The organism is Mesorhizobium sp. P160927, assembly GCF_057766385.1.
This window is the reverse complement of the sequence record NZ_JBYMDW010000001.1, coordinates 98,014-119,874: the sequence shown is the minus strand read 5'-3', so window position 1 is coordinate 119,874 and position 21,861 is coordinate 98,014. Positions and strand designations below refer to the sequence as shown.

Genomic DNA, 21,861 nt, shown 5'->3' with positions numbered 1-21,861 from the left:
ATGGTCGGCGCGCCGGCGTGTAAACCGGAAACAGGATTCGCCGGGCCGCCGGCGCGCAACAAAATCGGTCATTCGCCTGCTTTAAGCCGCGATTCAGCGGTTAGGGCGATCATCGCGAAAATGTCAATTCTTGTTTCGCATCTGCGAACGCCCCATAAATGGGTTAGATGAAGCCGTATCCCAAATATTTCGAGAAGATTCGCGTCCGCCCCGACAAGGACGCGGAGGTGAAGGCGCACGCGCCGATCTGCCAGTGGGATGGCTGCAAGGAGGCGGGCACGCATCGCGCGCCGGTCGGCCGCATGAAGGAGGGCGAGTATTTCCGCTTCTGCTTCGACCATGTGCGTGAGTACAACAAGGGCTTCAACTACTTCTCCGGCGTGCCGGACACCGAGGTGGCGCGCTTCCAGAAGGAAGCGATGACCGGCCACCGGCCGACTTGGAAGATGGGCGTCAACGGCGCCTCGACGCGTTCTTCGCCCGACATGGCGCAGATGCGCTCCGGCCGCGCGGGCTATTACAACCGCATGCGCGACCCGTTCGACCTGTTCAAGGGACCGAAGGATCCGCGCGAGGCGCGCGAGCGCAAGGCCAAGCCGCTTGAGGCCAAGGCGCTGGAAACGCTTGGCCTTGATACAAAGGCGACTGGCAAGGACATCAAGGCGCGCTATAAGGAACTGGTGAAGCGTCACCATCCGGATGCGAATGGCGGCGACAGAGGTTCGGAAGACCGGTTCCGCGATGTGCTTCAGGCCTATCGCGTGCTCAAACAGGCGGGCCTGTGCTGAGCGACCCTATGGTTCGTGTCGTTTTCCAACTTTCATAAGGTTGGAAAAGGCTCTAAGACCGCCCCCGAACAAAATGGATTGCCGGCGAAACGCGACGTTTCGCCCGTGGAGACGTTGAGAGATATGAACAAGGTCGATCGCGACATCGCCAACCTCCCCGACACGACGGTGTCGGTGAAGGAGAAATTCGGTTTCGAGTCCAAGATGGTGGTGCCAGCGTACTCGGTCACCAGCGAGCATGTGCCTGATGTCGATCCCGACTATCTGTTCGACAAGGCGACGACCTTGGCGATCCTCGCCGGGTTTGCCTACAACCGCCGCGTCATGGTGTCGGGCTATCACGGCACCGGCAAGTCGACCCATATCGAACAGGTCGCCGCCCGCCTCAACTGGCCCTGCGTGCGTGTCAATCTCGACAGCCATGTCAGCCGTATCGATCTCGTCGGCAAGGACGCGATCGTGGTCAAGGACGGCCTGCAGATCACTGAATTCCGCGACGGCATCCTGCCCTGGGCCTACCAGCACAATGTGGCGCTCTGCTTCGACGAGTATGACGCCGGCCGTCCGGACGTGATGTTCGTCATCCAGCGCGTGCTGGAATCGTCCGGCCGACTCACGCTGCTCGACCAGAGCCGGGTTATCCGCCCGCATCCGGCGTTCCGGCTGTTTTCGACCGCAAATACGGTTGGTCTAGGCGACACCACTGGCCTTTATCACGGCACCCAGCAGATCAACCAGGCGCAGATGGACCGCTGGTCGATTGTTACCACGCTGAATTATCTGCCGCACGACAATGAAGTGAACATCGTGCTGGCCAAGGCCAAGCATTATCGCGACACCAAGGGCAAGGACATCGTCAACAAGATGGTGCGCGTCGCCGACATGACGCGCTCGGCCTTCATCAATGGCGACCTGTCGACGGTGATGAGCCCGCGTACCGTCATCACCTGGGCCGAGAATGCCGAGATCTTCGGCGATGTCGGCATGGCGTTCCGGCTGACCTTCCTCAACAAGTGCGACGAGCTGGAGCGTTCGGTGGTTGCCGAGTTCTACCAGCGCGCCTTCGGCCAGGATCTGCCCGAGAGCGCGGTCAATGTGGTGCTGGGCTAAGCAGAGCCTCTATGGCGGGTCCGGGCGACAATACGCGCAACAAGTCCAAGACGGGGTCTGAAGCCGACAGCTTCAAGCGCGCCGTCACCGTCTGCATGCGCGCCATTGCCGGCGACAAGGAAATGGAAGTCGGCTTCGCCAAGGACAGGCCGGCGCTGGCGGGCAGCCGTGCGCGGCTGCCCGAACTGCCCAAGAAGGCATCGAAGTCCGACATCGCGATTACCCGCGGGCTCGGCGATTCCATGGCGTTGAAGCGCGCCTGCCATGATGTGCGCATCCACAGCAAGCTGGCGCCGGAAGGCAAGGCCGCCCGCGCCATCTACGACGCGGTCGAACAGGCCCGCGTCGAGGCGATCGGCAGCCGCGCCATGCAGGGCGTCGCCGACAATATCGGCTCGATGCTGGAGGACAAATACACCAAGGCCAACCTCGTCGACGTCAAGGATAAGGCGGACGCGCCCATTGAGGAGGCGCTGGCGCTGATGGTGCGCGAAAAGCTGACCGGCCGGCCGGTGCCGAAGAGCGGCGAGCGGCTGGTCGAACTCTGGCGGCCCTGGGTCGAGGAGAAGGCCAAGGCCGACCTCGACGGCCTGTCGGAAAAGCTCGAGGACCAGCAGGCCTTCGCCCGGGTCGTGCGCGAGATGCTTGCCTCCATGGAAATGGCCGAGGAACTCGGCGACGACCAGGAGACCGAAGACTCCGAGGACAATGACGACAACCAGCCGCAAGGCGAGGAACAGAGCGAGGAAGGCGGCGAGGACGATTCAGGCTCCGAGCAGTCCCAGTCCGAGGACGCCGAGGCATCGGCCGACGACGAGCAATCGGCGGAGACGGAAGCCTCCGACGCCACCGCTGACGATTTGTCCGACGACGACGATGCCGATGCCGAGACGCCCGGCGAGGCTAGGCGCAACGACAATCCCTTCACCAATCTGCCGAAGGAAATCGACTACAAGGTTTACACGTCAGCTTTCGACGAGACGGTCGGCGCGGAGGAGCTCTGCGAAGAGGAAGAACTCGACCGGCTGCGCGCCTTCCTCGACAAGCAACTCGCCAATCTGTCGGGCGTGGTCGGACGGCTCGCCAACCGGCTGCAGCGCCGGCTGATGGCGCAGCAGAACCGGTCCTGGGATTTCGACCTGGAAGAGGGCTATCTCGACCCGGCGCGACTGGTGCGCGTCGTCATCGATCCGATGCAGCCGCTGTCGTTTAAGCAGGAGCGCGACACCAAGTTCCGCGACACGGTGGTGACGCTGGTGCTCGACAATTCCGGCTCGATGCGTGGCCGGCCGATCACGGTCGCCGCCACCTGCGCCGATATTCTGGCGCGCACGCTGGAGCGCTGCGGCGTCTCGGTCGAGATCCTCGGCTTTACCACGCGGGCCTGGAAGGGCGGACAGGCGCGCGAGAAGTGGCTGAAGGACGGCAAGCCGCCGAACCCCGGCCGCCTCAACGATCTGCGTCATATCATCTACAAATCCGCCGATCATCCATGGCGGCGGGCACGCCGCAACCTTGGCCTGATGATGCGCGAAGGCCTGCTCAAGGAAAATATCGACGGCGAGGCGCTGCTGTGGGCGCACAATCGGCTGATTGCCCGGCCTGAACAGCGCAAGATCCTGATGATGATCTCGGACGGCGCGCCGGTCGACGATTCCACGCTGTCGGTCAATCCGGGCAATTATCTCGAGCGGCATCTGCGCGCTGTCATCGAATTGATCGAGACGCGCTCACCGGTCGAGCTGCTGGCCATCGGCATAGGCCATGACGTCACGCGCTACTACAGGCGCGCTGTCACCATCGTCGATGCCGAGGAACTGGCCGGCGCGATGACCGAGCAGCTGGCGTCGCTGTTCGCCGAGGAGAGCGCGAAGGATACGCGTCGCGGCGGCGTGCGGCGCGCCGGATGATCTTTTCGCGAGGCGGGTTTAGGCAAACGCTTTTCGCCGCCATCGTCCTGCTCGCCGGTGTTCCGGCAGGTTCGGCCGGCTCGGCTCCAGTTGAACCTGTCGCCGTCTCGGCACGCCCGATCACCGAATTCCACATTGGCCGCGCCGACAAGCAATTCGGTCCGCTCGAATTCGTCGGTGGGCTGGAAATGACGTCGCCATCACGCGATTTCGGCGCGTTGTCGGCCTTTCGGTTCCTGAAAGCGGGCAGTGATTTCATCGGTGTTGCCGACACCGGTTACTGGTTCTTCGGCTCGGTGGCCCGCGACGCCGACAGGCGACCCCTCGGCATCCAGAATTTTCGCATGCAGCAGATGGCCGACCAGAGCGGGCAGCCGATCGACGAAAAATGGGAAGTCGACGCCGAAGGCCTCGCGGTCAAGGACGGCATTGCCACCGTCGGTTTCGAGCGCAACCACCGCGTCTCCCAATTCAGGATCGAACCGGACACCATGAAGGCGCCATTCAGGCAGCTGGATTTCCTGGTGCCGCCGCGGGAGCTGCGGCAGAACCGCGGCTTCGAGACAGTTACCCATTCAAATGCCAATGGCCAGCATCAAGGCGGCCTGGTCGTGGTGTCGGAGAAGAGCCTCGACAAATCAGGCAACATCTACGCCGCCATTATCGAAGGCCCGCATAGGGGCGTCTTCACCATCAAGCGCAACGACGATTTCGACATCACCGACGGCGCCTTCCTGCCGGATGGCGACCTCTTGCTGCTGGAGCGCAGCTTCACCATGGCGGGCGGCCTCAAGATGCGGCTGCGGCGCATTTATGGGGAGAGCGTCGAGAAGGGCGCCGTCGCCGACGGGCCGGTGCTGCTGCAAGCCGACATGGGCTACCAAATCGACAATATTGAAGGGCTCGACGTCTGGAGCCGGGATGACGGCGCGCTGATGGTGTCGCTGATCTCCGACGACAACCATTCGATCCTGCAGCGCAATCTCTATCTGGAATTCATTCTGCTTCAGGATTGAGGGGCAGCCCTTCGCGACGCCCCACCAGCGATCTTGCGGCGATTTTGTCCATGCGCCGGCCATCCCACAGTCTTTGCCCCGACAAGCCACTGAATCCGGGCCAGTGTCGCGACGACCGCCAGGCAAAAACACTTTAGTCTGGGCTTGACAATTAAAGTGGCGCCGACAATACTCAAGTCCATGCTTAACAATTCAGGGATCGACGTTATACTTCGCGCGCTTGTCGAGCCCACCCGCCGACAGATCCTGGAAAGGTTGAGCAGCGGACCGGCCACCGTCAGCCAGCTGGCGGAGCCGTTCGGCATGACGTTTGCCGCCGTGCTGCAGCATCTGCAGGCGTTGGAGGCCTGTGGGCTGATCCGCAGCGAAAAGATCGGGCGAGTGCGCACCTGCCGGATCGAACCGGGCGGGCTCGCTCCGCTCGCCGACTGGATTGCCGAGCGCCGCTTACCGGCGGAACGCCACCTCGACCGTCTTGGCCAGATTCTGGCCGAGACAGACCAATTCCCCAAGAAAAATCAGGAAAAGGACGAACCGCAATGAACCAGATCGCCCCCGCGAAAGACGAGCATTCCGTCATCCATTCCACTTTCACCGTCGAGCGAACCTATCCGCAATCGCCGTCATGTGTCTTCCATGCCTTCGGCGACAAGGAGACGGTGCGGCGCTGGCGCATTGAAGGCGATGGTTTTAGCGTTGCCGAGTTCAGCTTCGACTTTCGTGTCGGTGGCGGCGAGGTGTCTCGCTTCAGCTATGGCGACGGCCCTGAGATCAGGCTCGACGCGCAATTCCAGTATATCGTTGCCGACCAGCGCATCGTGTTTTCCTACAGGATGGCGGTCGGGCCGCAGCCCATGTCGGCATCGCTGACCACCGTGGAGCTGACGCCTTCGGGCGACGGCACAAGGCTGACCTACACCGAGCAGGGCGCCTTCTTCGACGGTGTCGATTCCGCCAAGGGGCGGGAAGAGGGACCCGCGGGCTGCTGGAGGCCCTTGCCACCGAACTTCAGCGGCCGAAGTAGCCCCGGCTGCCTACGGCCTCGACCTAGGATCATGAGCTGTTGGTGGCGATCCAGATGACATGGCGCGCGCCGCGCTTGCCGTTGGCGCGCGTGTTGACTTCCTCGACAGCGAAACCCGCCTGTTTCAACCGCCTCGTGAAGCCGGCATCCGGCCCTTGCGACCATACGGCCAGGACTCCGCCCGGTCTTAGGGCGGTGCGTGCGGCGGCGAGGCCAGCCACGCTGTAGAGCGCGTCGTTGCCCTTGTGGACGATGCCTTCGGGGCCATTGTCGACGTCGAGCAGGATCGCGTCCCAGGCAATGGGTGCGGACCGTATGAGCTGGCCGACATCGGTTTCGCGGATGGTGACGCGGGGATCATCGAGCGAGCCGGCAAAAATCTCGGCCATCGGGCCGCGTGCCCAGGCGACGACGGCCGGCACCAGTTCCGCGACGACGATCGCGGTGTTGTCGCCCAATTCGGCGAGGGCAGCGCGCAGCGTAAAACCCATGCCGAGCCCGCCGATCAGGATTCTCGGCCGACGATGACCCGCAATCCCCTGGCAGGACAGTTTTGCCAGCGCTTCTTCGGAGCCGCTCAGTCGGCTGTTCATCAGCTCGTTGGTACCAAGCATGATCGAGAATTCAGAACCGCGCTGTTTCAGCCGCAGTTCCTGCCGGCCATCAGGCGTTTTCGCGGAGTCCAGCTGGATCCAGGGAATCACTGCTAGGCCGCGGCAACGGCCGGCTGGCTCCAGCGGGCGGCGAGCAGCCGGTAAGGGATCAGAGCCACGAACAGCGATGATCAGTTTCACACTAAGATCGCCGAGCGCCCAGGACACCCAGCGCATGGCGTCGACATGAAACACCCCCATCAATGGGGCGCTCTCCAGCGCAAACCCGTCGCTTGGGCCGACGAAGGCAAAGGCGGCTGAAAAGGCGACGCCGAAGAACACGAGGGTGTCGAACACCGATCCAACCAGCGTGCCGACGATCGGCGCCCGCCACCAGCTCTGCCGGCGCAAACGGTTGAACACGGTCACATCGAGCAATTGCGCGGACAGGAATGCCGCTCCGGAAGCCGCCGCGATGCGCACCAGCCGGTCGGCTGATGTCTCGAATTCGATCAGGCCATGGCGGAACAGAAAGGGCGGGACGAGGATCGAGCAGACCACCGCCGTCATGAAGCCGACAAAGACGATCCGGCGCGCCGCGGCGGGCCCGTAACGGCGGTTGGCGAGGTCTGTGACCAGGAAAGAGAAGGGATAGGTGAAAGCGCCCCAGGTCAAAACGTCGGCGAGCGACAGGCCGCCGAGGTGGCCCTGCATGGGAAACTGCACGAGGATGTTCGATGCCACGACGACAAGTGCCATGGCGGCCACGAAAGGCAGGTACCGCGAAAAAGAAGACATTTTTTTATCCTGGGTAATGGAACCAGCGGAGCATCATGCCGAGGCAGCGCTCGCTTCGAAATTGAGCATCGGAGTGTCGAACCTTGCGGATCTATCCGATGCTCAGCGGCCAGCAAAGAGGCTGGCCAGGCGGTCGTCCCCCGCCTTTATCTGGATCTTACGCAGCGACCTGCTCGGCAAGCTTCTTGGCGATCTGCTTCTTCAAGAGACGCGCGCGCTGCGACAGTTCCTTGACGTCGGCCTTGGCCAGGAAGGCATCGAGGCCGCCGCGATGTTCGACCGAACGCAGCGCGTTGGCCGAGATGCGCAGGCGTACATTCTGGTTCAGCGCTTCCGAAATGAGCGTCACATTGACGAGGTTCGGCAGGAAGCGACGCTTGGTCTTGTTGTTGGCGTGGCTCACATTGTTGCCGGTCTGGACTGCCTTGGCAGTGAGTTCGCAGGTGCGGGACATGGTTCTAACCTTCAGTTCTCTCGGGGCCTGCCAAACCTTCGTACCCGCGCCGGGTGGCGCGCGGTTCTGGTCAGGCGGCCTTATGGAAAAGTTGGCGTTCCATAGTTGCATTTCACCGGGGCGTCAAGCTCCGGCTTCCGCACGGAAGCGCCCGGCTTTTCATATTAAGGCCGGATTTCACCGTATAAGCGGTCTCGTAGGGACACGCCAGACCGGAGTCGCCCGCCTCCGGCCGAAAACCAAGGATCCGATCCCGCCATGCCTCGTTCGTCTCACGCGCTTGTTGCCGCGCTAGTCATCGCCCTGCCGACCGCTACGTCCGCTGCCTCGCCGCAGTCGTTCAAGGGCGAATACACGGTGTCGTTCCTTGGTCTCTCGATCGCCAGATCGACCTTTTCCAGCCATTATGAGAACGGTGCCTACGCGATCGAAGGCAGTGTCTCGGCGGCGGGTCTCGCCAAGCTGTTCGACGACACGCGGGGCACGATCTCGTCAAAAGGCACCATTTCGGGCCAGAAAATGGTGCCGCAGGCGTTTCGAGCCGACTACACCTCCGGCAAGAAAGCGTCTTCGATCGACATTCGCTTTAGCAATGGCAACGTGACCTCGACTCAGGTCATCCCTGCTCCGGGCAAGCGCGATCCCAAGGCCTGGGTGCCGCTCGGCGCCGGCGACCTTGCATCGGTGCTCGATCCGATGGCGGCGACCGTCATCCATGCCGACAGCCTCGACCAGGTCTGTGGCCGCAAGGTCAAGTTCTACGATGGCGAGATGCGCGCCGACCTGACGCTGACCTACGCCTCGAAAGGAACGATCTCGGTGCCGGGCTACAAGGGCGACACCGTCACCTGCCAGATGGGTTTCGAGCCGGTGGCGGGCTATCGCAAGGGCCGCAAGGCGCTCAATTATCTCAAGAACAAAAGCCGCATGATGGTGACCTTTGCACCGCTCGGCCAAACCGGCGTATATGCGCCGATCCACGCCACGGTCGGAACGCAGATCGGCACCTTGACCATCAGCGCCAGACGGTTCGAAGCGGTACAATAAGGCACGCCACCGGGACAGAACGGGCGCGCCACTGGAGACAAAATGGGGCGCGCAACACTGATCGGCTTTTCGGCGGTCGCCATGTGGGCATTGCTGGCGTCGCTAACGGATGCGTCCGGCAAAGTGCCGCCATTCCTGTTGTCGGCGATCACTTTCTCGATCGGCACCGGCGTTGGGTTTGTCACGCGACTGTTCATGCCGGCCACCGACAGGAGCCAAAAGATTCCTCCTCAGGTCTGGGCGATCGGCATTGCCGGCCTGTTCGGCTACCACTTCTTCTACTTCACCGCGCTGCGCAACGCGCCGGCGATCGAGGCGAGCCTGATTGCTTATCTCTGGCCGCTGCTGATCGTGCTGGGCTCGGCGCTGATGCCGGGCGAGAAGCTGGCCTGGAACCATGTCGTCGGCGCGCTGCTCGGCCTTGCCGGCACCGTGCTTATCGTCACCAAGGGCGGCGGCCTGGCCTTAGATGCGCGCTACGCCTTCGGTTACGCCATGGCCGCCATCTGCGCCCTGCTATGGTCGTCCTATTCCTTGCTGTCTCGACGTTTCCCGTCGGTGCCGACCAGCATCGTCACCTGGTTCTGCGCGGCAACCGCCGTGCTGTCGCTCGTCTGCCACTTGGCGCTGGAACAAACGGTTCTGCCTGACGGCGCCGGCCAGTGGCTGGCCGTGCTCGGGCTCGGCCTGATGCCGGTGGGCGCGGCCTTCTATGCCTGGGACATCGGTGTCAAGCGCGGCAACATCCAGGTGCTGGGTGCCGCGGGCTACGCGGCGCCGCTGCTGTCGACGCTGGTGCTGATCGCGGCCGGCGCCGCCGAACCGTCGCTGCGCATTCTGGCCGCCTGTGTGCTCATCACGGGCGGCGCGGCGCTAGCGGCAAAATCGCTGTTCCTGCGCAAGCCGGCTACGGAGAGCGGAGCCGGGGCATCCGAAGAGGGAGCCAGGGCATCCGAAGGCGGAGCCCGGGCAGCCGAAGGCGGAGCCAGGGCATGACGATGCCGTTTGCCGGAGGCATCGACGCCAACGCCAATGCGACGCTGATCTTTTCGCTGGTGGCGGCGGTGATCTATGCCTTCACGCTTGGCACGCCGCCGACGCTGGCCCGCTCGGCGGCAAAGACACTTGCCGTCGCGATGCTCGCCGTACTCGCCGCAATACAAGGCGGGCCGCTGCTGCTGGTCGCCGCCCTTGCGCTGAGCGCCATGGGCGATGCCTTCTTGTCGCGCGACGGCGAAAAAGCCTTTCTGGGTGGACTGGCCAGTTTTCTCGTCGCCCACATCGTCTATGTCGCGTTGTTGCTGCGCAGCGGTGCCGGATTGGAGTTGCTAGGCGCCGAGCCCTGGCGCGGGGCGATCGCGCTGGCCATGGCGGTGTTCGCGATCGTCATGCTGGCGGCGCTTTGGCGCCGCGTTGGTCCCGGCTTGCGTATACCGGTTGCCGTCTATGTCATGGCGATCCTGGCTATGGGCATGTCGGCGCTAACGACAAGCAATGTCTGGGTGATTGGTGGCGCCGTGCTGTTCATGGCATCGGACGGGCTGCTCGCCATGGAGAAATTTTTAGTGGCGGCCGTCTCGCCGCATCGCGCCTGGATGGGTTTGACCGTGTGGGTTTTGTACTATGCCGCCCAACTGGCGATCACGCTGGGATTCCTGCTGGGTTAAATCGGCTTCGGCTGCCAGCCCGGCTCGGCCAGTTCGAAGGCGGCGAAATCAAAACCCGGCGCCACCGTGCAGCCGACCAGCGTCCATTCGCCAAGTGTGCGCGCCGATTGCCACCAGCCCGCTGGCACGACGATCTGCGGCCGTTCACCCGCCGCGAGCTCGATGCCGAGAACCTGCTCGATAATGGCGCCGCCTTCTTCCCACATCGACAATGCCAATGGCGCGCCGGTATAAAAGTGCCAAACCTCGGCGGCGTCCCTGACCCGATGCCAGGCCGAAACCTGATGCTGTTCCAGCAGGAAGTAGATGGCTGTCGAATGGCCGCGCGCACCGCCGGCTTCGTCGCGAAAGGTTTCCGCGTACCAGCCGCCTTCCGGATGCGGCTTCAGGGCGAGCGTTGCTATGATTTCCGCGGAACTGGTCATCGGCAGAAAGTTGGCATGGTGGTCAGAAATTGTCCTTGCGCTTGCGGATCTCGGCGAAGACCTCGGCATCCCCGGCCTTTTCCATGCCGAGATGCTTGCGGATTGCCGGATCGTGCCAGCGCAGGAAGGGATTGGTCGCGAGTTCCTCGCCGATCGTCGTCGGCAGCGTCGGCTTGTTGTCGACCCGCAGCGCCTCGATCCGCGCGGCGCGCTCCTTCAACGCCGAATTGGTGGGGTCGACGCTCAGCGCGAAACGGGCATTGGCGAGCGTGTATTCGTGGCCGCAATAGATTGTCGTCTCGGCGGGAAGGGCCGCGAGCTTCTTCAGCGAGCCGTACATCACCGGCGGCTTGCATTCGAACAGCCGCCCACAACCCAGCGCAAACAGCGTGTCGGCGGTGAACGCCACTTTCGACAACGGCAGATGGTAGGAGACATGGCCAGCGGTATGCCCAGGCGTGGCGATCACTTCGATGCGCTCGTTGCCGAGATGCAGGACGGAGCCTTCTTCGACGGTTTCATCGATGCCGGGGATCTTGGCCTTTTCCGCCTCCGGGCCGACGATGCGCAGCTTGAAGCGCTCCTTGAGCGCCAGATTCGCGTCGACGTGATCCATATGATGATGTGTGGTCAGGATCATCGTCGGCGTCCAGCCGGTGCGCTTGAGCGCGGCCAGGATCGGCGCTTCCTCAGGCGCGTCGATGATCGCGGTCTGGCCGCTTTCGCGGTCATGCACCAGCACGCCGAAATTGTCGGTGCGGCACATGAACTGTTCGATTTCGACCGGCATCGCATCTCTCCATTTACCGCCGCAGACATAGGGCGCCGCTGCGTGAATGTCATCCCGGATGAGAAAGCGAATGTCATCCCGGATGGCAAGCAAAGCGAATGTTATCCTGGGATGTCAAATTGACATACGTAGTGCCGGCCGCTTCGGCCTTTTGTTGAATCCGGCCGATATCACGGCTACATCCCTGACATGCATTCCGACATCGTCGACCTTCGTTCCTTCTATTCGACAACGCTCGGCCGGTTCGCCGAGCGCTCGATCACCATGGCGCTGTCGTCGATATGGGCCGCGGTGCCCAATGAGCGGCTGGTCGGCCTGGGCTATACCTTGCCCTGGCTGGAACGCTTCGGCACCGACGCCGAGCGGGTCTTCGCCTTCATGCCGGCGACTCAGGGCGCCGTGGTCTGGCCGGCGACCGGGCCAACGGCGACGGCCCTGGTGTTCGACGAGGAACTGCCGCTGGTCGATTCCTGCATCGACCGCATGCTGCTCGTCCATTCGCTCGAACACGTCGAAAACCCGCGCGAAACGCTGAACGAGATCTGGCGGGTGCTGTCCCCGGCGGGGCGCGTCGTCATCGTCGTGCCAAACCGGCGCGGGGTCTGGGCGCGCTTCGAACATACGCCGTTCGGCAATGGCCGGCCCTTCTCACGCGGGCAGCTCACCGAATTGCTGCGTGAGGCGAATTTCACGCCCGCCGCCTGGTCGGATGCGCTGTTTTTCCCGCCATCGCGGCGGCGTTTCATGATGCGCTTCCACAATGTGCTGGAGCGCGCCGGCCGGAAGCTGTGGCCGATCTTTTCCGGCGTCATTGTCGTCGAAGCGCAGAAACGGCTCTATCAAGGCGTGCCGGTGGCCCAGCGTGCGTCCCGCCGCGTCTTCGTGCCGGTGCTGTCGCCGCATGGCGCGACACGGCTCGGCCGGCGGGCCGAGGCAAGGGGTGTGGCATCGCCCCGGCAAGTGACACCTTCGTGATCGCGATGGAAACTTGCATCGCGCCGCGTCTTTCCGACCTATCTGTCGTGCTGGGCTCGCAGAGTGGTTGAGGGGCTGCCGCCGTCGGCTCCCTTCATCCGGTTTCAGCTTCGCTACTGAACGCAAGGACCTCGGCCATGGCTGATCAATTGGACAATCAGGCCACCGTTCAGCCGGTCGCCGTGGCCAGCAGCCTGCGCGATCAGGTGGCGACGATCAAGCGGGCGCTGATCGGATCGCCGGTTCGCAAGTGGTTGCTGTGGACGTCGCTCGGCATCATGGGCGTCATTATCGCGACGTCGATCGGCCAGGTCTTGCTCAACCGCTGGAACCAGCCCTTCTACGACGCGCTCGCGCGCCGCGACATGGCGGCCTTCCTGCATCAGCTCATGGTCTTTGCCATGATCGCCGGCGGACTGCTGGTGCTCAATATCGGCCAGACCTGGCTCAACCAGATGATCCGGCTGAAGTTGCGCGAGGCGCTGACGCTGGACCTGATCGACCAGTGGATGCGGCCGGCGCGCGCCTTCCGGCTGGCCAATGCCGGCGCCATCGGCGTCAATCCCGACCAGCGCATGCAGCAGGATGCCGCGCATCTCTCGGACCTGTCGACCGATCTTGGTGTCGGCCTGCTGCAGTCGTTCATCCTGCTCGTGTCCTTCGTCGGTGTGCTGTGGGAACTGTCTTCGGGCTTCGTCTTCCACGTCAACGGCTGGCCGCCGATCCTGGTCGCCTCGCCGGTCTATTTCTCGGGGGATATCAGCTTTGGCGGGCTGATGATGGCGGTCGGGGCCTTCAACCAGGTCCACTCCTCCCTGCGTTGGTTCATCAACAACATCGGCAGCATTGCCGACTGGCGCGCCACGCTGATGCGTGTCGCCGACTTCCGCATCGCGCTCGATGAAACCGATGTGCTGCACGATAAGGAGAAGCGCATCGAATTCGCCGACAACGCCAATGGCAGCCTCACGTTCGAGAAGCTTCAGGTGGCATCGCCTGACGGATGCACCAAGCTCGCCGACCAGCATGTCGAAATCCTTGCCGGCGAGCGCGTCATGATCACCGGCGAGCCGGGCGCCGGAAAGACGCTGTTCTTCCGCGCCATTGCCGGGCTGTGGCCGTGGGGCAGTGGACGCATCGGCCTGCCCGCGGGTGAAACCATTATCTTCGTGCCGCGCGTCCCCTATTTGCCGGCCGGCACGCTGCGCGAAGTCCTCAATCACCCGAACGGGCATGCGCCGGCGAACGACGCCGACATTTCAGCGGTGCTTGCCGAGGTCGGTCTTGGACGCCTGTCGTCGTCGCTCGACCGCGTCGGACGCTGGGACCATGAGTTGGGCGATGACGAACAGCGATTGCTGGGCGTGGCCAGGCTCGCCTTGCGACAGCCGAAATGGGTGATCATCGACGAAGCCATGGATGCGTTCGACGGACCCTCGCTGCGGCGCGTGCTGTCGCTGCTGGAGAAGCGACTGCCCGGGGCCGCGATCCTCAACATCGGGCGCGGACAGCACAACAATCAGTTCTTCCCGCGTTCCCTGACGATCGTTAAGGATTCCGGCGCGCCCTCGCTGAAACCTGCCCACGTCAGGGCGGGTGCCATCGAGCCGCCGCCAGCCGCGGCAAGCCTCCACCACAGGAAGTAGCAGTTTTCCCCCGTTGCGGCCCGTTGCCTGGCCGCCAAAGGCCCTGGCGGTCGACATCTCGCTGCCGGACGAGAAGGAATGCGCCCTGCGACGCGCCGCGCTCGATCGCTGAGCTGTCGCCGGTCAGGCCGGTGGAATCCCAAACTTACCGCGAACTTCGTCGTAGAGGTCGCGCCGCCAGCGGCGGCCGTGGAGATAACCATTGATCAGTTCCGGCAATGAATAACCAAGCGCGTCAGACGAGCGGTTGGCCATGTATCCCGCAAATGCCTGTGGTATTCGCCCCCGGAGAATATCGGCGATGATCTGCCGCGCGATCATAAAGGGAGGGATATGGGGGTAAGAGCGAGCGATGTGCGGATGCTTGCTCATCAGGATCGCGTAGGCTTCGACATAGCCGTCCCTGCGGCCTGAAATCGAATTCTGCGAATTGTGCTTCGTCCAGTCGATATCTTCCGACAATTGCGCGCCGAAGCGCTGTGCGAAGCGCAGCAGAAGCTCGCGGTCCTGCATCCGGGGAATGTCGCTGTCATAGCCACCGATGGCCAGCAAAGCCTCGCGCCTGGCCGTTATCGCCGATCCGGCTATGAAGGCCGTCTGTGCAACCACGGCCCGCTCCAGCATTGGCGGGTTCAGGAAAGCGCCACGGTTGACGCAGGCGGTGCCACGGCCACCCTTCACCGAGACATATGAGGAGAGCAGGACCTCGAGCGCCGGATTGTCGTCGAACCATGTCAGCGTCCGTGCGAGCCGGTGCGGCAGGAAGAGATCGTCCGAATCGAGAAAAGTCACCACGGGCGCCCGGGCTAGCTCGATGCCGGCATTCCTGGCGGCATTGGCGCCGCGCCACTTCGCGCCGACATAGATCAGCCGGGTATCATGGATGCGGGCGAGCGCCGCCTCGGTCCCGTCCGTCGAACCATCGTCGACGACGATATGTTCAAATCGCGGCATGCTCTGGGAGAGCACGCTTTCGACGGCGCGGAGCACCGTTTCGCGCCGGTTGTGAGTCGGCGTGATCACCGTGATGAGGGGCGCCTGTTCGGTCTTCCCGATCATATCGCGCCGGCCGCCTTCATCGCGTAAACACCCTTCGCGCCAGGTCCTTTGATCATGGGGATGGCTAAATGGATCGGACTTCCCCCTGGATGGGCCTCCTCGGATTCGGTGCGACGCTACAAAAAACAACCTGCCATGTCACCCCGTCGTGCCGTCGTTCGACCGACCAGGCATGATGAATTCCGGCTCCTGGCGCTTCAACTGCAACACTTTCGCGCCGCAGGAAGTAGCGCGGCCGCCTCAAAGGATTGGCAGTCTCGCCTGCGGTGTCCATTTCATTAGCGCTTCAGCAGGAACACTGCCTGCTGGCCAAAGAAATTCCAGAACCACCATGGCATCGACAGGCCGATCTTCTGGCCGTTGGCGTCGAGCGCGGTCGCCTTCTCCACTGTCGCGCCAAGCTCTTCGCACAAGTTGACGAAGTCGCGGATCGTGCAGAAGTGGATGTTGGGCGTGTCGTACCAAGAATAGGGCAGGTCGCTGGTCACAGGCATGCGGCCCTTGACGAACAGCGACAGGCGCACCCGCCAGTGACCGAAATTGGGGAAGGACACGATCGCCCGGTTGCCGATCCTGAGCAGCTCGTCGAGCACCAGCTTCGGGTTGCGGGTGGCCTGCAGGGTCTGCGACAGAACGACGAAGTCAAAGCCCTTGTCGGGATAGAATTCGAGATCGGTGTCGGCATCGCCCTGGATGACACTGAGACCGCGCGCCACGCATTCGTTGACGCCACGCTGCGACAGCTCGAGACCACGACCGTCGACCTGCTTGGTGTCTTGCAGCAATTCGAGCAACGAGCCGTCGCCCGAGCCGACGTCGAGCACACGCGATTGCGGCGGGATGAGGTTGGCGACGACCTCAAGGTCGACGCGCTGGCTGCCGTTGACGCTCATGGCTTCGCCTCCGGAACGGCGCATGACCTTGGTCCGAAAAGTCCGCAACTTTTCAGGGTCATGGCTTCGCCTTTCTGTTTGGCGCATGACCTTGGTCCGAAAAGTCCGCAACTTTTCAGGGTCATGCGCTGAGCCCCCTGGCGCGCGCGGCCGAGCCGATGAAGCCGTTGATGGCGGCAAACAGTTCCGGCTCGTCGAGCAGGAAGGCGTCGTGGCCGCGATCGGTCTCGATCTCGACGAAGGATACCGAGGCGCCGGCGGCGTTGAGTGCGTGGACGATGGAGCGGCTCTCTTCGGTCGGGAACAGCCAGTCCGATGTGAAGGACACCAGGCAAAAGCGGGTTTTCGTGCCGGCGAAGGCGTCGGCCAGCCGGCCGCCATGGTCGGCGGCGAGGTCGAAATAATCCATCGACCGCGTCATGTAGAGATAGGAGTTTGCATCGAAGCGGTCGACGAAGGTCATGCCCTGGTGGCGCAGATAGCTCTCGATCTGGAAGTCGGCATCGAAGCCGAAGGTCAGCGCTTCGCGGTCCTGCAAATTGCGGCCGAATTTGCGGTGCAGGGCGGCTTCCGACAGATAGGTGATGTGGGCGGCCATACGCGCCACCGCCAGCCCTTTCTCCGGACGCTTGCCATGCTCGAAATATTTGCCGCCATGCCAGTCCGGATCGGCCATCACAGCCTGCCGCCCGACTTCGTGGAAGGCGATGTTCTGTGACGAATGGCGCGCCCCGGTGGCGATCGGCAGCGCCGAGAACACGCGCTCGGGATAGCTCGACGCCCATTCCAGAACCTGCATGCCGCCCATCGAGCCACCGAGCACGCAGAAAAGTTTCTCGATGCCGAAATGGTCGATCAGCATCTGCTGCGCGCGCACCATGTCACGGATGGTGATGACCGGCAGGTCGAGGCCATAGGGTTTACCCGTGGCCGGATTGGTAGAGGCCGGACCGGTGGAACCCAGGCAGCCGCCGATGACATTGGAGCAGATGACGAAGAAACGGCTGGTATCGATGATCTTGCCCGGTCCGATCAGCACTTCCCACCAACCGGGCTTGCCGGTTACCGGATTGGTGCTGGCGACATGCTGGTCACCGGTCAGCGCATGACAGACGAGGATGGCATTGGAACGGGCATCGTTCAGCGTGCCATAGGTCTGGTAGGCGATCTGGAACGGCGACAGCAGCGTGCCGGCGTCGAGCTTGAGCGGCTTGTCGGGCCCGAACCGCAACACCGGGCTCGACGGTTGGTCGGCCTCGTTGTTGGTCTTTCCTGCACGCAGAGCGGCCATCACGTCCCTCTTGCTGCACCGTGCGCTCGTGGAAATCGCTGCCGATCTCCGCCGCCGATGCGTCCGTCCGTCCGGTCGCGGACAACAAAAAACCGGCATTGCCTTCGCAAAGCCGGTTACGTCACGCAAACGGCCCTTTAGCGAATTGTTTAACGTGGCTGCAAGCCGACCGGCCAAATCACCACGGAACTGTCATGGTCTTTCTAGAACCCGCCTGCCTCGCCGTCAATGGCGGCGGCTGGCACCACTGCCACCTCTCGACATTGCGAGCCATGGCTTGTATTTCCGCAGCGGCCTCCGGATGGAGGCGTTTTCGACGGAATTTGCAAGATATGAACCAGACACCGGATCAGGCACGTCCAACTCCGCGCGCGGGCATCATGGACATAGAAGCCTATGTGCCCGGCAAAAGCTCGGCACCCGCCGGTGTCGCCAAGGTTTACAAGCTGTCGTCGAACGAGAATCCGCTTGGGCCTTCGCCGAAGGCGATCGAGGCCGCGCGCGAAGTCGCCGGCAAGCTCGACATCTATCCCGACGGTACCGCCAGGCGGTTGCGCGAGGCAATCGCCGAGGTGCATCGCCTCAACGCGCAAAACATCATCTGCTCCAATGGGTCGGACGAAATCCTCGGCCTGTTGGCGCAGACCTATCTCGCGCCCGGCGACGAGGCTATGTTCACCGAGCACGCCTTCATGGTCTACAAGATCTACATCCAGTCGGCAGGCGCTACCCCGGTCGTGGTCAAGGAGACCAACGAGCGCGCCGACATCGATGCGATGCTGGCGGCCGTCACGCCGCGCACGAAAATCGTGTTCCTGGCCAACCCCAACAACCCGACCGGCACCTATGTGCCGTTCCAGGAGGTGCGCCGCCTTCACGCCGGACTGCCGGGAAACGTGCTTCTGGTGCTCGACGCGGCCTACGCCGAATATGTTCGCCGCAACGATTACGAAGCCGGCATTGAGCTGGCCGGCAGCGCCGAGAACGTGGTGATGACCCGCACCTTCTCCAAGATCGGGCTGGGTGGCGCGCGCATCGGCTGGATGTATGGTCCCCTGCATATAGTCGACGCCATCAATCGTGTGCGCGGCCCCTTCAACGTCAATGCTACAGCGATCGAGGCCGGCATCGCCGCGATCCGCGACCGTGCCCATGTCGAGCGAAGCGTGGCGCATAACGAGACCTGGCTCACCTGGCTGAGCGGCGAAATGGCCGGGCTGGGGCTGCGCGTGACGCCGAGCGTCGGCAATTTCCTGCTCATTCATTTTCCCGACGATCAGAAGCATTCCGCGGCGGCGGCTGACGATTATCTGAGCGCGCGCGGCTATATATTGCGGCGCGTTTCAGGCTACGGCTTTCCCAACGCGCTTCGCATGACGGTCGGTACCGAAGAGGCCAATCGCGGCGTTGTCGCCGAGCTCACGACATTCCTGAAAAGCTAGAACGTCTGAAAAGCTGGAACACCATGGCATCACCGATGTTCGAAAAGATCGCGCTGGTCGGCATTGGCCTGATCGGCTCGTCTCTGGCCCGCGTCATCCGACGCGAGGGTTTGGCTCGCCATGTCGCCGTCTCGACGCGCAGCCCGGCAACGCTTAAGCGAGCCGAGGAACTGGGCCTTGGCGATTCCTACACCATCGATGCCGAGGACGCGGTGCGTGATGCCGATCTGGTCGTTGTCTCGGTGCCGGTCGGCTCATCCGGCGCTGTAGCGGAGGAAATCGCGCCGGCGCTGAAAAAGGGGGCGATCCTCACCGATGTCGGCTCGACCAAGGCCTCGGTTATCGCGCAGATGCAGCCGCATGTGCCCGAAGGCGTCCATTTCATTCCCGGCCATCCGCTGGCGGGCACCGAAAAATCCGGCCCGGATGCCGGATTTGCCGACTTGTTCGACAATCGCTGGTGCATCTTCACGCCGGTGCCGGGCACCGATCCGGATGCGCTGGAACGGCTGTCGGAATTCTGGCGCCGCTGCGGCGCCAACATCGACACGATGGACCCGCAGCATCACGACATGACGCTGGCCATCGTCTCGCATCTGCCGCACATCATCGCCTACAACATCGTCGGCACCGCCGACGATCTGGAATCGGTGACCAAGACGGAAGTGATCAAATATTCCGCCTCCGGTTTTCGCGATTTCACGCGTCTGGCTGCCTCCGATCCGACCATGTGGCGAGACGTGTGCCTGCACAACAAGGATGCCATCCTGGAGATGTTGGCGCGGTTCTCGGAAGACCTGGCGTTCCTGCAGCGCGCCATCCGCTGGGGGGACGGCGACAAACTCTTCGACCTGTTCACCCGAACACGCGCCGTGCGCCGCTCGATCATCGAGGCGGGCCAAGATATCGACGCGCCCGATTTTGGCCGCCAGGCGGTCGAGCATCCGGCAAAGAGCTAGGTGATTTTAACCGGCCAGGCCGTTGCCATCATGGCGAGCGTCTCCGCCCGATCGGGCGCGCCCAGCCGGCCGCCGAAGCGCAGGCACTTGAGCGCGGCGGCCGCGCTGGCAAAGCGCAGTGCGTGCTCGACCGCCATGGCTTCCGCCAGCCCGACGGCAAAGGCGCCATGAAAGACATCGCCGGCGGCCAGCGTATCGACCGCCTTGATCCTCGGTGCCTCGACATGGCGGGATGATCCGGTGCTTCGCTCGAACCACCAGGTACCCGCCGCGCCGCCGGTGACCGCGACGAACGCATCGGTGCGGGACGCCAGATCGATGCAGGCGGTCTCCAGATCCAGCGCGTGGCCGCATATGATGCGGACCGCCGGCTCGGAGGCGACGATGTGCGAGGCCAGCGGCAATAATCGCTCCAGTACCGCCAGGGGCGCGGTATCGGCATCGAGTATAGCTGGGCGGCCGGCGGCGCGCGCCGCCTTCAGGGCAAGTGCCGCGGCGCCCGGCCAGCGCACGTCGGCCAGTACCGTGTCGAATGCCGTTATGTCGGTGAACGGCAAAACCTCGGGATCAGCCTGAGCGCGCGCGTCGTAGAAAGGCACGATGATCCGCTCGCCATGCGCATCGACCAGGATCGAGGCCAGTGCCGAGCGGGCGCCGCTGACGCGGCGTACATGGCTGCAATCGACGCCTTCGGCCTCTATCCCGGCAATCAGCAGATCGCCGACCGGATCGTCGCCGGCGCTCGCCCATAGCGACACCTCGGCACCCAGGCGATGCGCGGCGCAGGCCGCGCTCGTGGCCATGCCCGAGGCGATCTGGACGCCGTCCGAGGCGATGAACTTTCCTTGATGCGTGGGCAGCGATTCGACACGAAGAATAGTGTCAAGCGTCAGTGCGCCGACGCTCAGGAGCTTTGCCGGCCTCTCCATCCGTTAGTTGACCGGTTTGATCTTGCCCAGCGGAATGAAGCCAAGGGAAGCCTTGCCCTTGATCACTTTCAGCGGCATCGACGGTTCGCTGCCAAGCAGTGCCAGGGCGCCAAAACCCTGCTCGATCGCATTCTTCTGCTCGGGTATGGCGCCAGCAAGAATAGATGCCACTGCCTTGGGATCCTTGATCCTAATCATCAGGTCGGCGTCGACCAAGCCTTCGGCATCGACCGACAGCGGCCCGGAAACGGTCACGCGCGCCGTGCCGGACGACAGATCGAGGTTTCGGATTTCGATCCGCTGGCCGCGCAGGCTTTTCACCTGCGTGCCGATCAGCGCCACGCCGTTCTTCAGTGTCACGTCGCCGCTGGCATCGAGCGCCGGCAACACCCGCCCGCCGATCGCGTCGGCATCGATCTCGAGATCGCCAAAGCTGCCGACATAGTCGAGATCGCCGTTGTTGGGCTGCAACTGGCCTGACGCTTTGCCGGCACTGAACAGTTCCACCGGATCGGTGTCGTCGGCCGGGTCGGTCTGGCCCGACAGGCCCTCGGCCTGCAGCGCTACACGCCGCGGCAGCGGGTACCACAATTTGACGTTGGCCTGCAGATTGTCCCAGTCGATCCAGAGTGGCATCATGCCGGGGACTGAGGTCCGGAGCGGACCGCGTAGATTGGCAACAGGCGACAAAGGCTGGACAATCTGAGCGACGGCGTTGAAGGCGCCGGCCGAGGCGGCAATGTTTTTGGCATCGTCTTCATACGCCAGACTGTCGCAGGAGAGCGTGAAGCTCAGGGGATAGCCACCGACCTGGAGATTGGCGCAACCGGCCTCGATCCCGCTCTTGTTGAGCGTGGCAGCCACCTTGCCGGCCTCGGACCGGACCCTGTTGGCAAGATAGAACCAGCCGGCGCTGTAAACGGCGAACAGCACGAGGATGAACGTGGCAAGCCACCACAGCCGGCGACGGTTACCCGGTTGGCGTTCGTCACTTGACGTCATGCTTTGGCTCTCATTAACGCATGGATGGTGTGGACGGATTCTC

The 21,861-nt window shown here is 63.3% G+C and carries 22 protein-coding genes, 1 pseudogene and 1 riboswitch; of the genes and pseudogenes, 13 read left to right on the top strand and 10 right to left on the bottom strand.

Annotation, left to right across the window (positions count from 1 at the left end; all coding sequences use genetic code 11):
• Positions 1-167 precede the first annotated feature (167 nt).
• From AC3CB8_RS00595 to AC3CB8_RS00570, 6 genes are all read left to right on the top strand, one after another.
• Positions 168-788: a J domain-containing protein gene (locus tag AC3CB8_RS00595; protein WP_023770821.1), complete on the top strand. Its 621-nt coding sequence runs from the start codon at positions 168-170 to the stop codon at positions 786-788.
• Between the two features lie 123 nt (positions 789-911).
• Positions 912-1,898 carry a cobaltochelatase subunit CobS gene (gene cobS / locus AC3CB8_RS00590; RefSeq protein WP_352565787.1) on the top strand — a complete coding sequence of 329 codons (987 nt, stop codon included), beginning with the start codon at positions 912-914 and terminating at the stop codon, positions 1,896-1,898.
• A gap of 11 nt (positions 1,899-1,909) precedes the next feature.
• Positions 1,910-3,808, top strand: coding sequence for a cobaltochelatase subunit CobT (cobT, locus tag AC3CB8_RS00585; RefSeq protein ID WP_023770820.1), 1,899 nt, complete (start codon positions 1,910-1,912; stop codon positions 3,806-3,808).
• Positions 3,805-4,824, top strand: a complete 1,020-nt coding sequence (locus AC3CB8_RS00580; RefSeq protein WP_023795019.1) for an esterase-like activity of phytase family protein — start codon at positions 3,805-3,807, stop codon at positions 4,822-4,824. The genes cobT and AC3CB8_RS00580 overlap by 4 nt, the downstream gene beginning before the upstream one ends.
• A 180-nt stretch (positions 4,825-5,004) precedes the next feature.
• The gene (locus AC3CB8_RS00575) at positions 5,005-5,367 is read left to right on the top strand and encodes an ArsR/SmtB family transcription factor (RefSeq protein WP_023770818.1); all 363 of its coding nucleotides are present in this window, start codon (positions 5,005-5,007) and stop codon (positions 5,365-5,367) included.
• Positions 5,364-5,906 (top strand): SRPBCC family protein, encoded by a 543-nt coding sequence (locus AC3CB8_RS00570; RefSeq protein ID WP_352565784.1) that lies wholly within the window; start codon positions 5,364-5,366, stop codon positions 5,904-5,906. Before AC3CB8_RS00575 ends, AC3CB8_RS00570 begins: the two co-directional genes overlap by 4 nt.
• Here AC3CB8_RS00570 and AC3CB8_RS00565 read toward each other — a convergent pair.
• From AC3CB8_RS00565 to rpmB, 3 genes and pseudogenes are all read right to left on the bottom strand, one after another.
• Positions 5,878-6,552 carry a spermidine synthase gene (locus AC3CB8_RS00565; protein ID WP_023770816.1) on the bottom strand — a complete coding sequence of 225 codons (675 nt, stop codon included), beginning with the start codon at positions 6,550-6,552 and terminating at the stop codon, positions 5,878-5,880. The two genes, AC3CB8_RS00570 and AC3CB8_RS00565, sit on opposite strands and share 29 nt — an antisense overlap.
• Positions 6,553-6,554: 2 nt before the next feature.
• Positions 6,555-7,239, bottom strand: a pseudogene (locus AC3CB8_RS00560) (queuosine precursor transporter).
• A 157-nt stretch (positions 7,240-7,396) separates the two neighbouring features.
• On the bottom strand, positions 7,397-7,693 hold the full coding sequence (rpmB, locus tag AC3CB8_RS00555) for a 50S ribosomal protein L28 (RefSeq protein ID WP_010911765.1): 297 nt from the start codon (positions 7,691-7,693) through the stop codon (positions 7,397-7,399).
• A gap of 258 nt (positions 7,694-7,951) precedes the next feature.
• Between rpmB and AC3CB8_RS00550 the strand changes: the two genes are divergently transcribed.
• Genes AC3CB8_RS00550 through AC3CB8_RS00540 form a run of 3 tightly spaced genes read left to right on the top strand, consistent with a single transcriptional unit; the run spans position 7,952 to position 10,407 of the window.
• Positions 7,952-8,740, top strand: a complete 789-nt coding sequence (locus tag AC3CB8_RS00550; RefSeq protein ID WP_352565781.1) for a DUF3108 domain-containing protein — start codon at positions 7,952-7,954, stop codon at positions 8,738-8,740.
• Positions 8,741-8,782: 42 nt separating this feature from the next.
• A complete protein-coding gene (gene yddG / locus AC3CB8_RS00545; protein WP_352565779.1) occupies positions 8,783-9,736 on the top strand; it encodes an aromatic amino acid exporter YddG in 954 nt (317 codons plus the stop codon).
• Entirely contained in the window at positions 9,733-10,407 is a 675-nt protein-coding gene (locus AC3CB8_RS00540; RefSeq protein ID WP_352565777.1) for a lysoplasmalogenase family protein, read from the top strand. The genes yddG and AC3CB8_RS00540 overlap by 4 nt, the downstream gene beginning before the upstream one ends.
• Here the strand turns inward: AC3CB8_RS00540 and AC3CB8_RS00535 are convergent.
• On the bottom strand, positions 10,404-10,832 hold the full coding sequence (locus AC3CB8_RS00535; RefSeq protein ID WP_023770811.1) for a cupin domain-containing protein: 429 nt from the start codon (positions 10,830-10,832) through the stop codon (positions 10,404-10,406). The two genes, AC3CB8_RS00540 and AC3CB8_RS00535, sit on opposite strands and share 4 nt — an antisense overlap.
• A 22-nt stretch (positions 10,833-10,854) precedes the next feature.
• Complete coding sequence (gene gloB / locus AC3CB8_RS00530) at positions 10,855-11,622, bottom strand: hydroxyacylglutathione hydrolase (RefSeq protein ID WP_352565775.1); 768 nt, start codon at positions 11,620-11,622, stop codon at positions 10,855-10,857.
• Between the two features lie 189 nt (positions 11,623-11,811).
• Between gloB and AC3CB8_RS00525 the strand changes: the two genes are divergently transcribed.
• Together AC3CB8_RS00525 and AC3CB8_RS00520 are read left to right on the top strand one after the other, a co-directional pair.
• On the top strand, positions 11,812-12,597 hold the full coding sequence (locus AC3CB8_RS00525) for a class I SAM-dependent methyltransferase (RefSeq protein WP_023770809.1): 786 nt from the start codon (positions 11,812-11,814) through the stop codon (positions 12,595-12,597).
• A 137-nt stretch (positions 12,598-12,734) separates the two neighbouring features.
• Positions 12,735-14,243: an ABC transporter ATP-binding protein/permease gene (locus AC3CB8_RS00520; protein WP_352726929.1), complete on the top strand. Its 1,509-nt coding sequence runs from the start codon at positions 12,735-12,737 to the stop codon at positions 14,241-14,243.
• A 123-nt stretch (positions 14,244-14,366) separates the two neighbouring features.
• Here the strand turns inward: AC3CB8_RS00520 and AC3CB8_RS00515 are convergent, their stop codons facing one another.
• The 3 genes from AC3CB8_RS00515 to metX all read right to left on the bottom strand — a co-directional run bounded on the left by AC3CB8_RS00515 (position 14,367) and on the right by metX (position 17,486).
• Positions 14,367-15,302, bottom strand: coding sequence for a glycosyltransferase family 2 protein (locus tag AC3CB8_RS00515; RefSeq protein WP_023770806.1), 936 nt, complete (start codon positions 15,300-15,302; stop codon positions 14,367-14,369).
• Between the two features lie 278 nt (positions 15,303-15,580).
• The gene (gene metW, locus AC3CB8_RS00510) at positions 15,581-16,195 is read right to left on the bottom strand and encodes a methionine biosynthesis protein MetW (RefSeq protein ID WP_015315519.1); all 615 of its coding nucleotides are present in this window, start codon (positions 16,193-16,195) and stop codon (positions 15,581-15,583) included.
• Between the two features lie 121 nt (positions 16,196-16,316).
• Positions 16,317-17,486, bottom strand: coding sequence for a homoserine O-acetyltransferase MetX (gene metX, locus AC3CB8_RS00505; protein WP_023770805.1), 1,170 nt, complete (start codon positions 17,484-17,486; stop codon positions 16,317-16,319).
• Positions 17,487-17,603: 117 nt separating this feature from the next.
• Positions 17,604-17,681: riboswitch (SAM riboswitch) on the bottom strand.
• 137 nt (positions 17,682-17,818) lie between these two features.
• Between metX and hisC the strand changes: the two genes are divergently transcribed.
• Together hisC and AC3CB8_RS00495 are read left to right on the top strand one after the other, a co-directional pair.
• The gene (hisC, locus tag AC3CB8_RS00500; protein WP_352565771.1) at positions 17,819-18,928 is read left to right on the top strand and encodes a histidinol-phosphate transaminase; all 1,110 of its coding nucleotides are present in this window, start codon (positions 17,819-17,821) and stop codon (positions 18,926-18,928) included.
• A gap of 23 nt (positions 18,929-18,951) precedes the next feature.
• Entirely contained in the window at positions 18,952-19,887 is a 936-nt protein-coding gene (locus tag AC3CB8_RS00495; RefSeq protein WP_352565769.1) for a prephenate/arogenate dehydrogenase family protein, read from the top strand.
• Here AC3CB8_RS00495 and AC3CB8_RS00490 read toward each other — a convergent pair.
• Both AC3CB8_RS00490 and AC3CB8_RS00485 read right to left on the bottom strand, forming a co-directional pair.
• Positions 19,884-20,816: a sugar kinase gene (locus AC3CB8_RS00490; protein WP_023783578.1), complete on the bottom strand. Its 933-nt coding sequence runs from the start codon at positions 20,814-20,816 to the stop codon at positions 19,884-19,886. The two genes, AC3CB8_RS00495 and AC3CB8_RS00490, sit on opposite strands and share 4 nt — an antisense overlap.
• Before the next feature lie 3 nt (positions 20,817-20,819).
• On the bottom strand, positions 20,820-21,818 hold the full coding sequence (locus AC3CB8_RS00485) for a DUF2125 domain-containing protein (RefSeq protein WP_352565766.1): 999 nt from the start codon (positions 21,816-21,818) through the stop codon (positions 20,820-20,822).
• Positions 21,819-21,861 lie beyond the last annotated feature (43 nt).

What these genes read in the sequence shown, in the direction of transcription:
- AC3CB8_RS00580 (WP_023795019.1), top strand. Translation starts at nt 3,805, where the DNA reads ATGATCTTTTCGCGAGGCGGGTTTAGGCAAACGCTTTTCGCCGCCATC.
- AC3CB8_RS00575 (WP_023770818.1), top strand. Translation starts at nt 5,005, where the DNA reads ATGCTTAACAATTCAGGGATCGACGTTATACTTCGCGCGCTTGTCGAG.
- hisC (WP_352565771.1), top strand. Translation starts at nt 17,819, where the DNA reads ATGAACCAGACACCGGATCAGGCACGTCCAACTCCGCGCGCGGGCATC.
- AC3CB8_RS00540 (WP_352565777.1), top strand. Translation starts at nt 9,733, where the DNA reads ATGACGATGCCGTTTGCCGGAGGCATCGACGCCAACGCCAATGCGACG.
- gloB (WP_352565775.1), bottom strand. Translation starts at nt 11,622, where the DNA reads ATGCCGGTCGAAATCGAACAGTTCATGTGCCGCACCGACAATTTCGGC.
- AC3CB8_RS00490 (WP_023783578.1), bottom strand. Translation starts at nt 20,816, where the DNA reads ATGGAGAGGCCGGCAAAGCTCCTGAGCGTCGGCGCACTGACGCTTGAC.
- AC3CB8_RS00550 (WP_352565781.1), top strand. Translation starts at nt 7,952, where the DNA reads ATGCCTCGTTCGTCTCACGCGCTTGTTGCCGCGCTAGTCATCGCCCTG.
- AC3CB8_RS00485 (WP_352565766.1), bottom strand. Translation starts at nt 21,818, where the DNA reads ATGACGTCAAGTGACGAACGCCAACCGGGTAACCGTCGCCGGCTGTGG.
- rpmB (WP_010911765.1), bottom strand. Translation starts at nt 7,693, where the DNA reads ATGTCCCGCACCTGCGAACTCACTGCCAAGGCAGTCCAGACCGGCAAC.
- AC3CB8_RS00570 (WP_352565784.1), top strand. Translation starts at nt 5,364, where the DNA reads ATGAACCAGATCGCCCCCGCGAAAGACGAGCATTCCGTCATCCATTCC.
- AC3CB8_RS00525 (WP_023770809.1), top strand. Translation starts at nt 11,812, where the DNA reads ATGCATTCCGACATCGTCGACCTTCGTTCCTTCTATTCGACAACGCTC.
- AC3CB8_RS00520 (WP_352726929.1), top strand. Translation starts at nt 12,735, where the DNA reads ATGGCTGATCAATTGGACAATCAGGCCACCGTTCAGCCGGTCGCCGTG.
- metX (WP_023770805.1), bottom strand. Translation starts at nt 17,486, where the DNA reads ATGGCCGCTCTGCGTGCAGGAAAGACCAACAACGAGGCCGACCAACCG.
- AC3CB8_RS00495 (WP_352565769.1), top strand. Translation starts at nt 18,952, where the DNA reads ATGGCATCACCGATGTTCGAAAAGATCGCGCTGGTCGGCATTGGCCTG.
- AC3CB8_RS00515 (WP_023770806.1), bottom strand. Translation starts at nt 15,302, where the DNA reads ATGATCGGGAAGACCGAACAGGCGCCCCTCATCACGGTGATCACGCCG.
- AC3CB8_RS00595 (WP_023770821.1), top strand. Translation starts at nt 168, where the DNA reads ATGAAGCCGTATCCCAAATATTTCGAGAAGATTCGCGTCCGCCCCGAC.
- metW (WP_015315519.1), bottom strand. Translation starts at nt 16,195, where the DNA reads ATGAGCGTCAACGGCAGCCAGCGCGTCGACCTTGAGGTCGTCGCCAAC.
- cobT (WP_023770820.1), top strand. Translation starts at nt 1,910, where the DNA reads ATGGCGGGTCCGGGCGACAATACGCGCAACAAGTCCAAGACGGGGTCT.
- AC3CB8_RS00535 (WP_023770811.1), bottom strand. Translation starts at nt 10,832, where the DNA reads ATGACCAGTTCCGCGGAAATCATAGCAACGCTCGCCCTGAAGCCGCAT.
- cobS (WP_352565787.1), top strand. Translation starts at nt 912, where the DNA reads ATGAACAAGGTCGATCGCGACATCGCCAACCTCCCCGACACGACGGTG.
- yddG (WP_352565779.1), top strand. Translation starts at nt 8,783, where the DNA reads ATGGGGCGCGCAACACTGATCGGCTTTTCGGCGGTCGCCATGTGGGCA.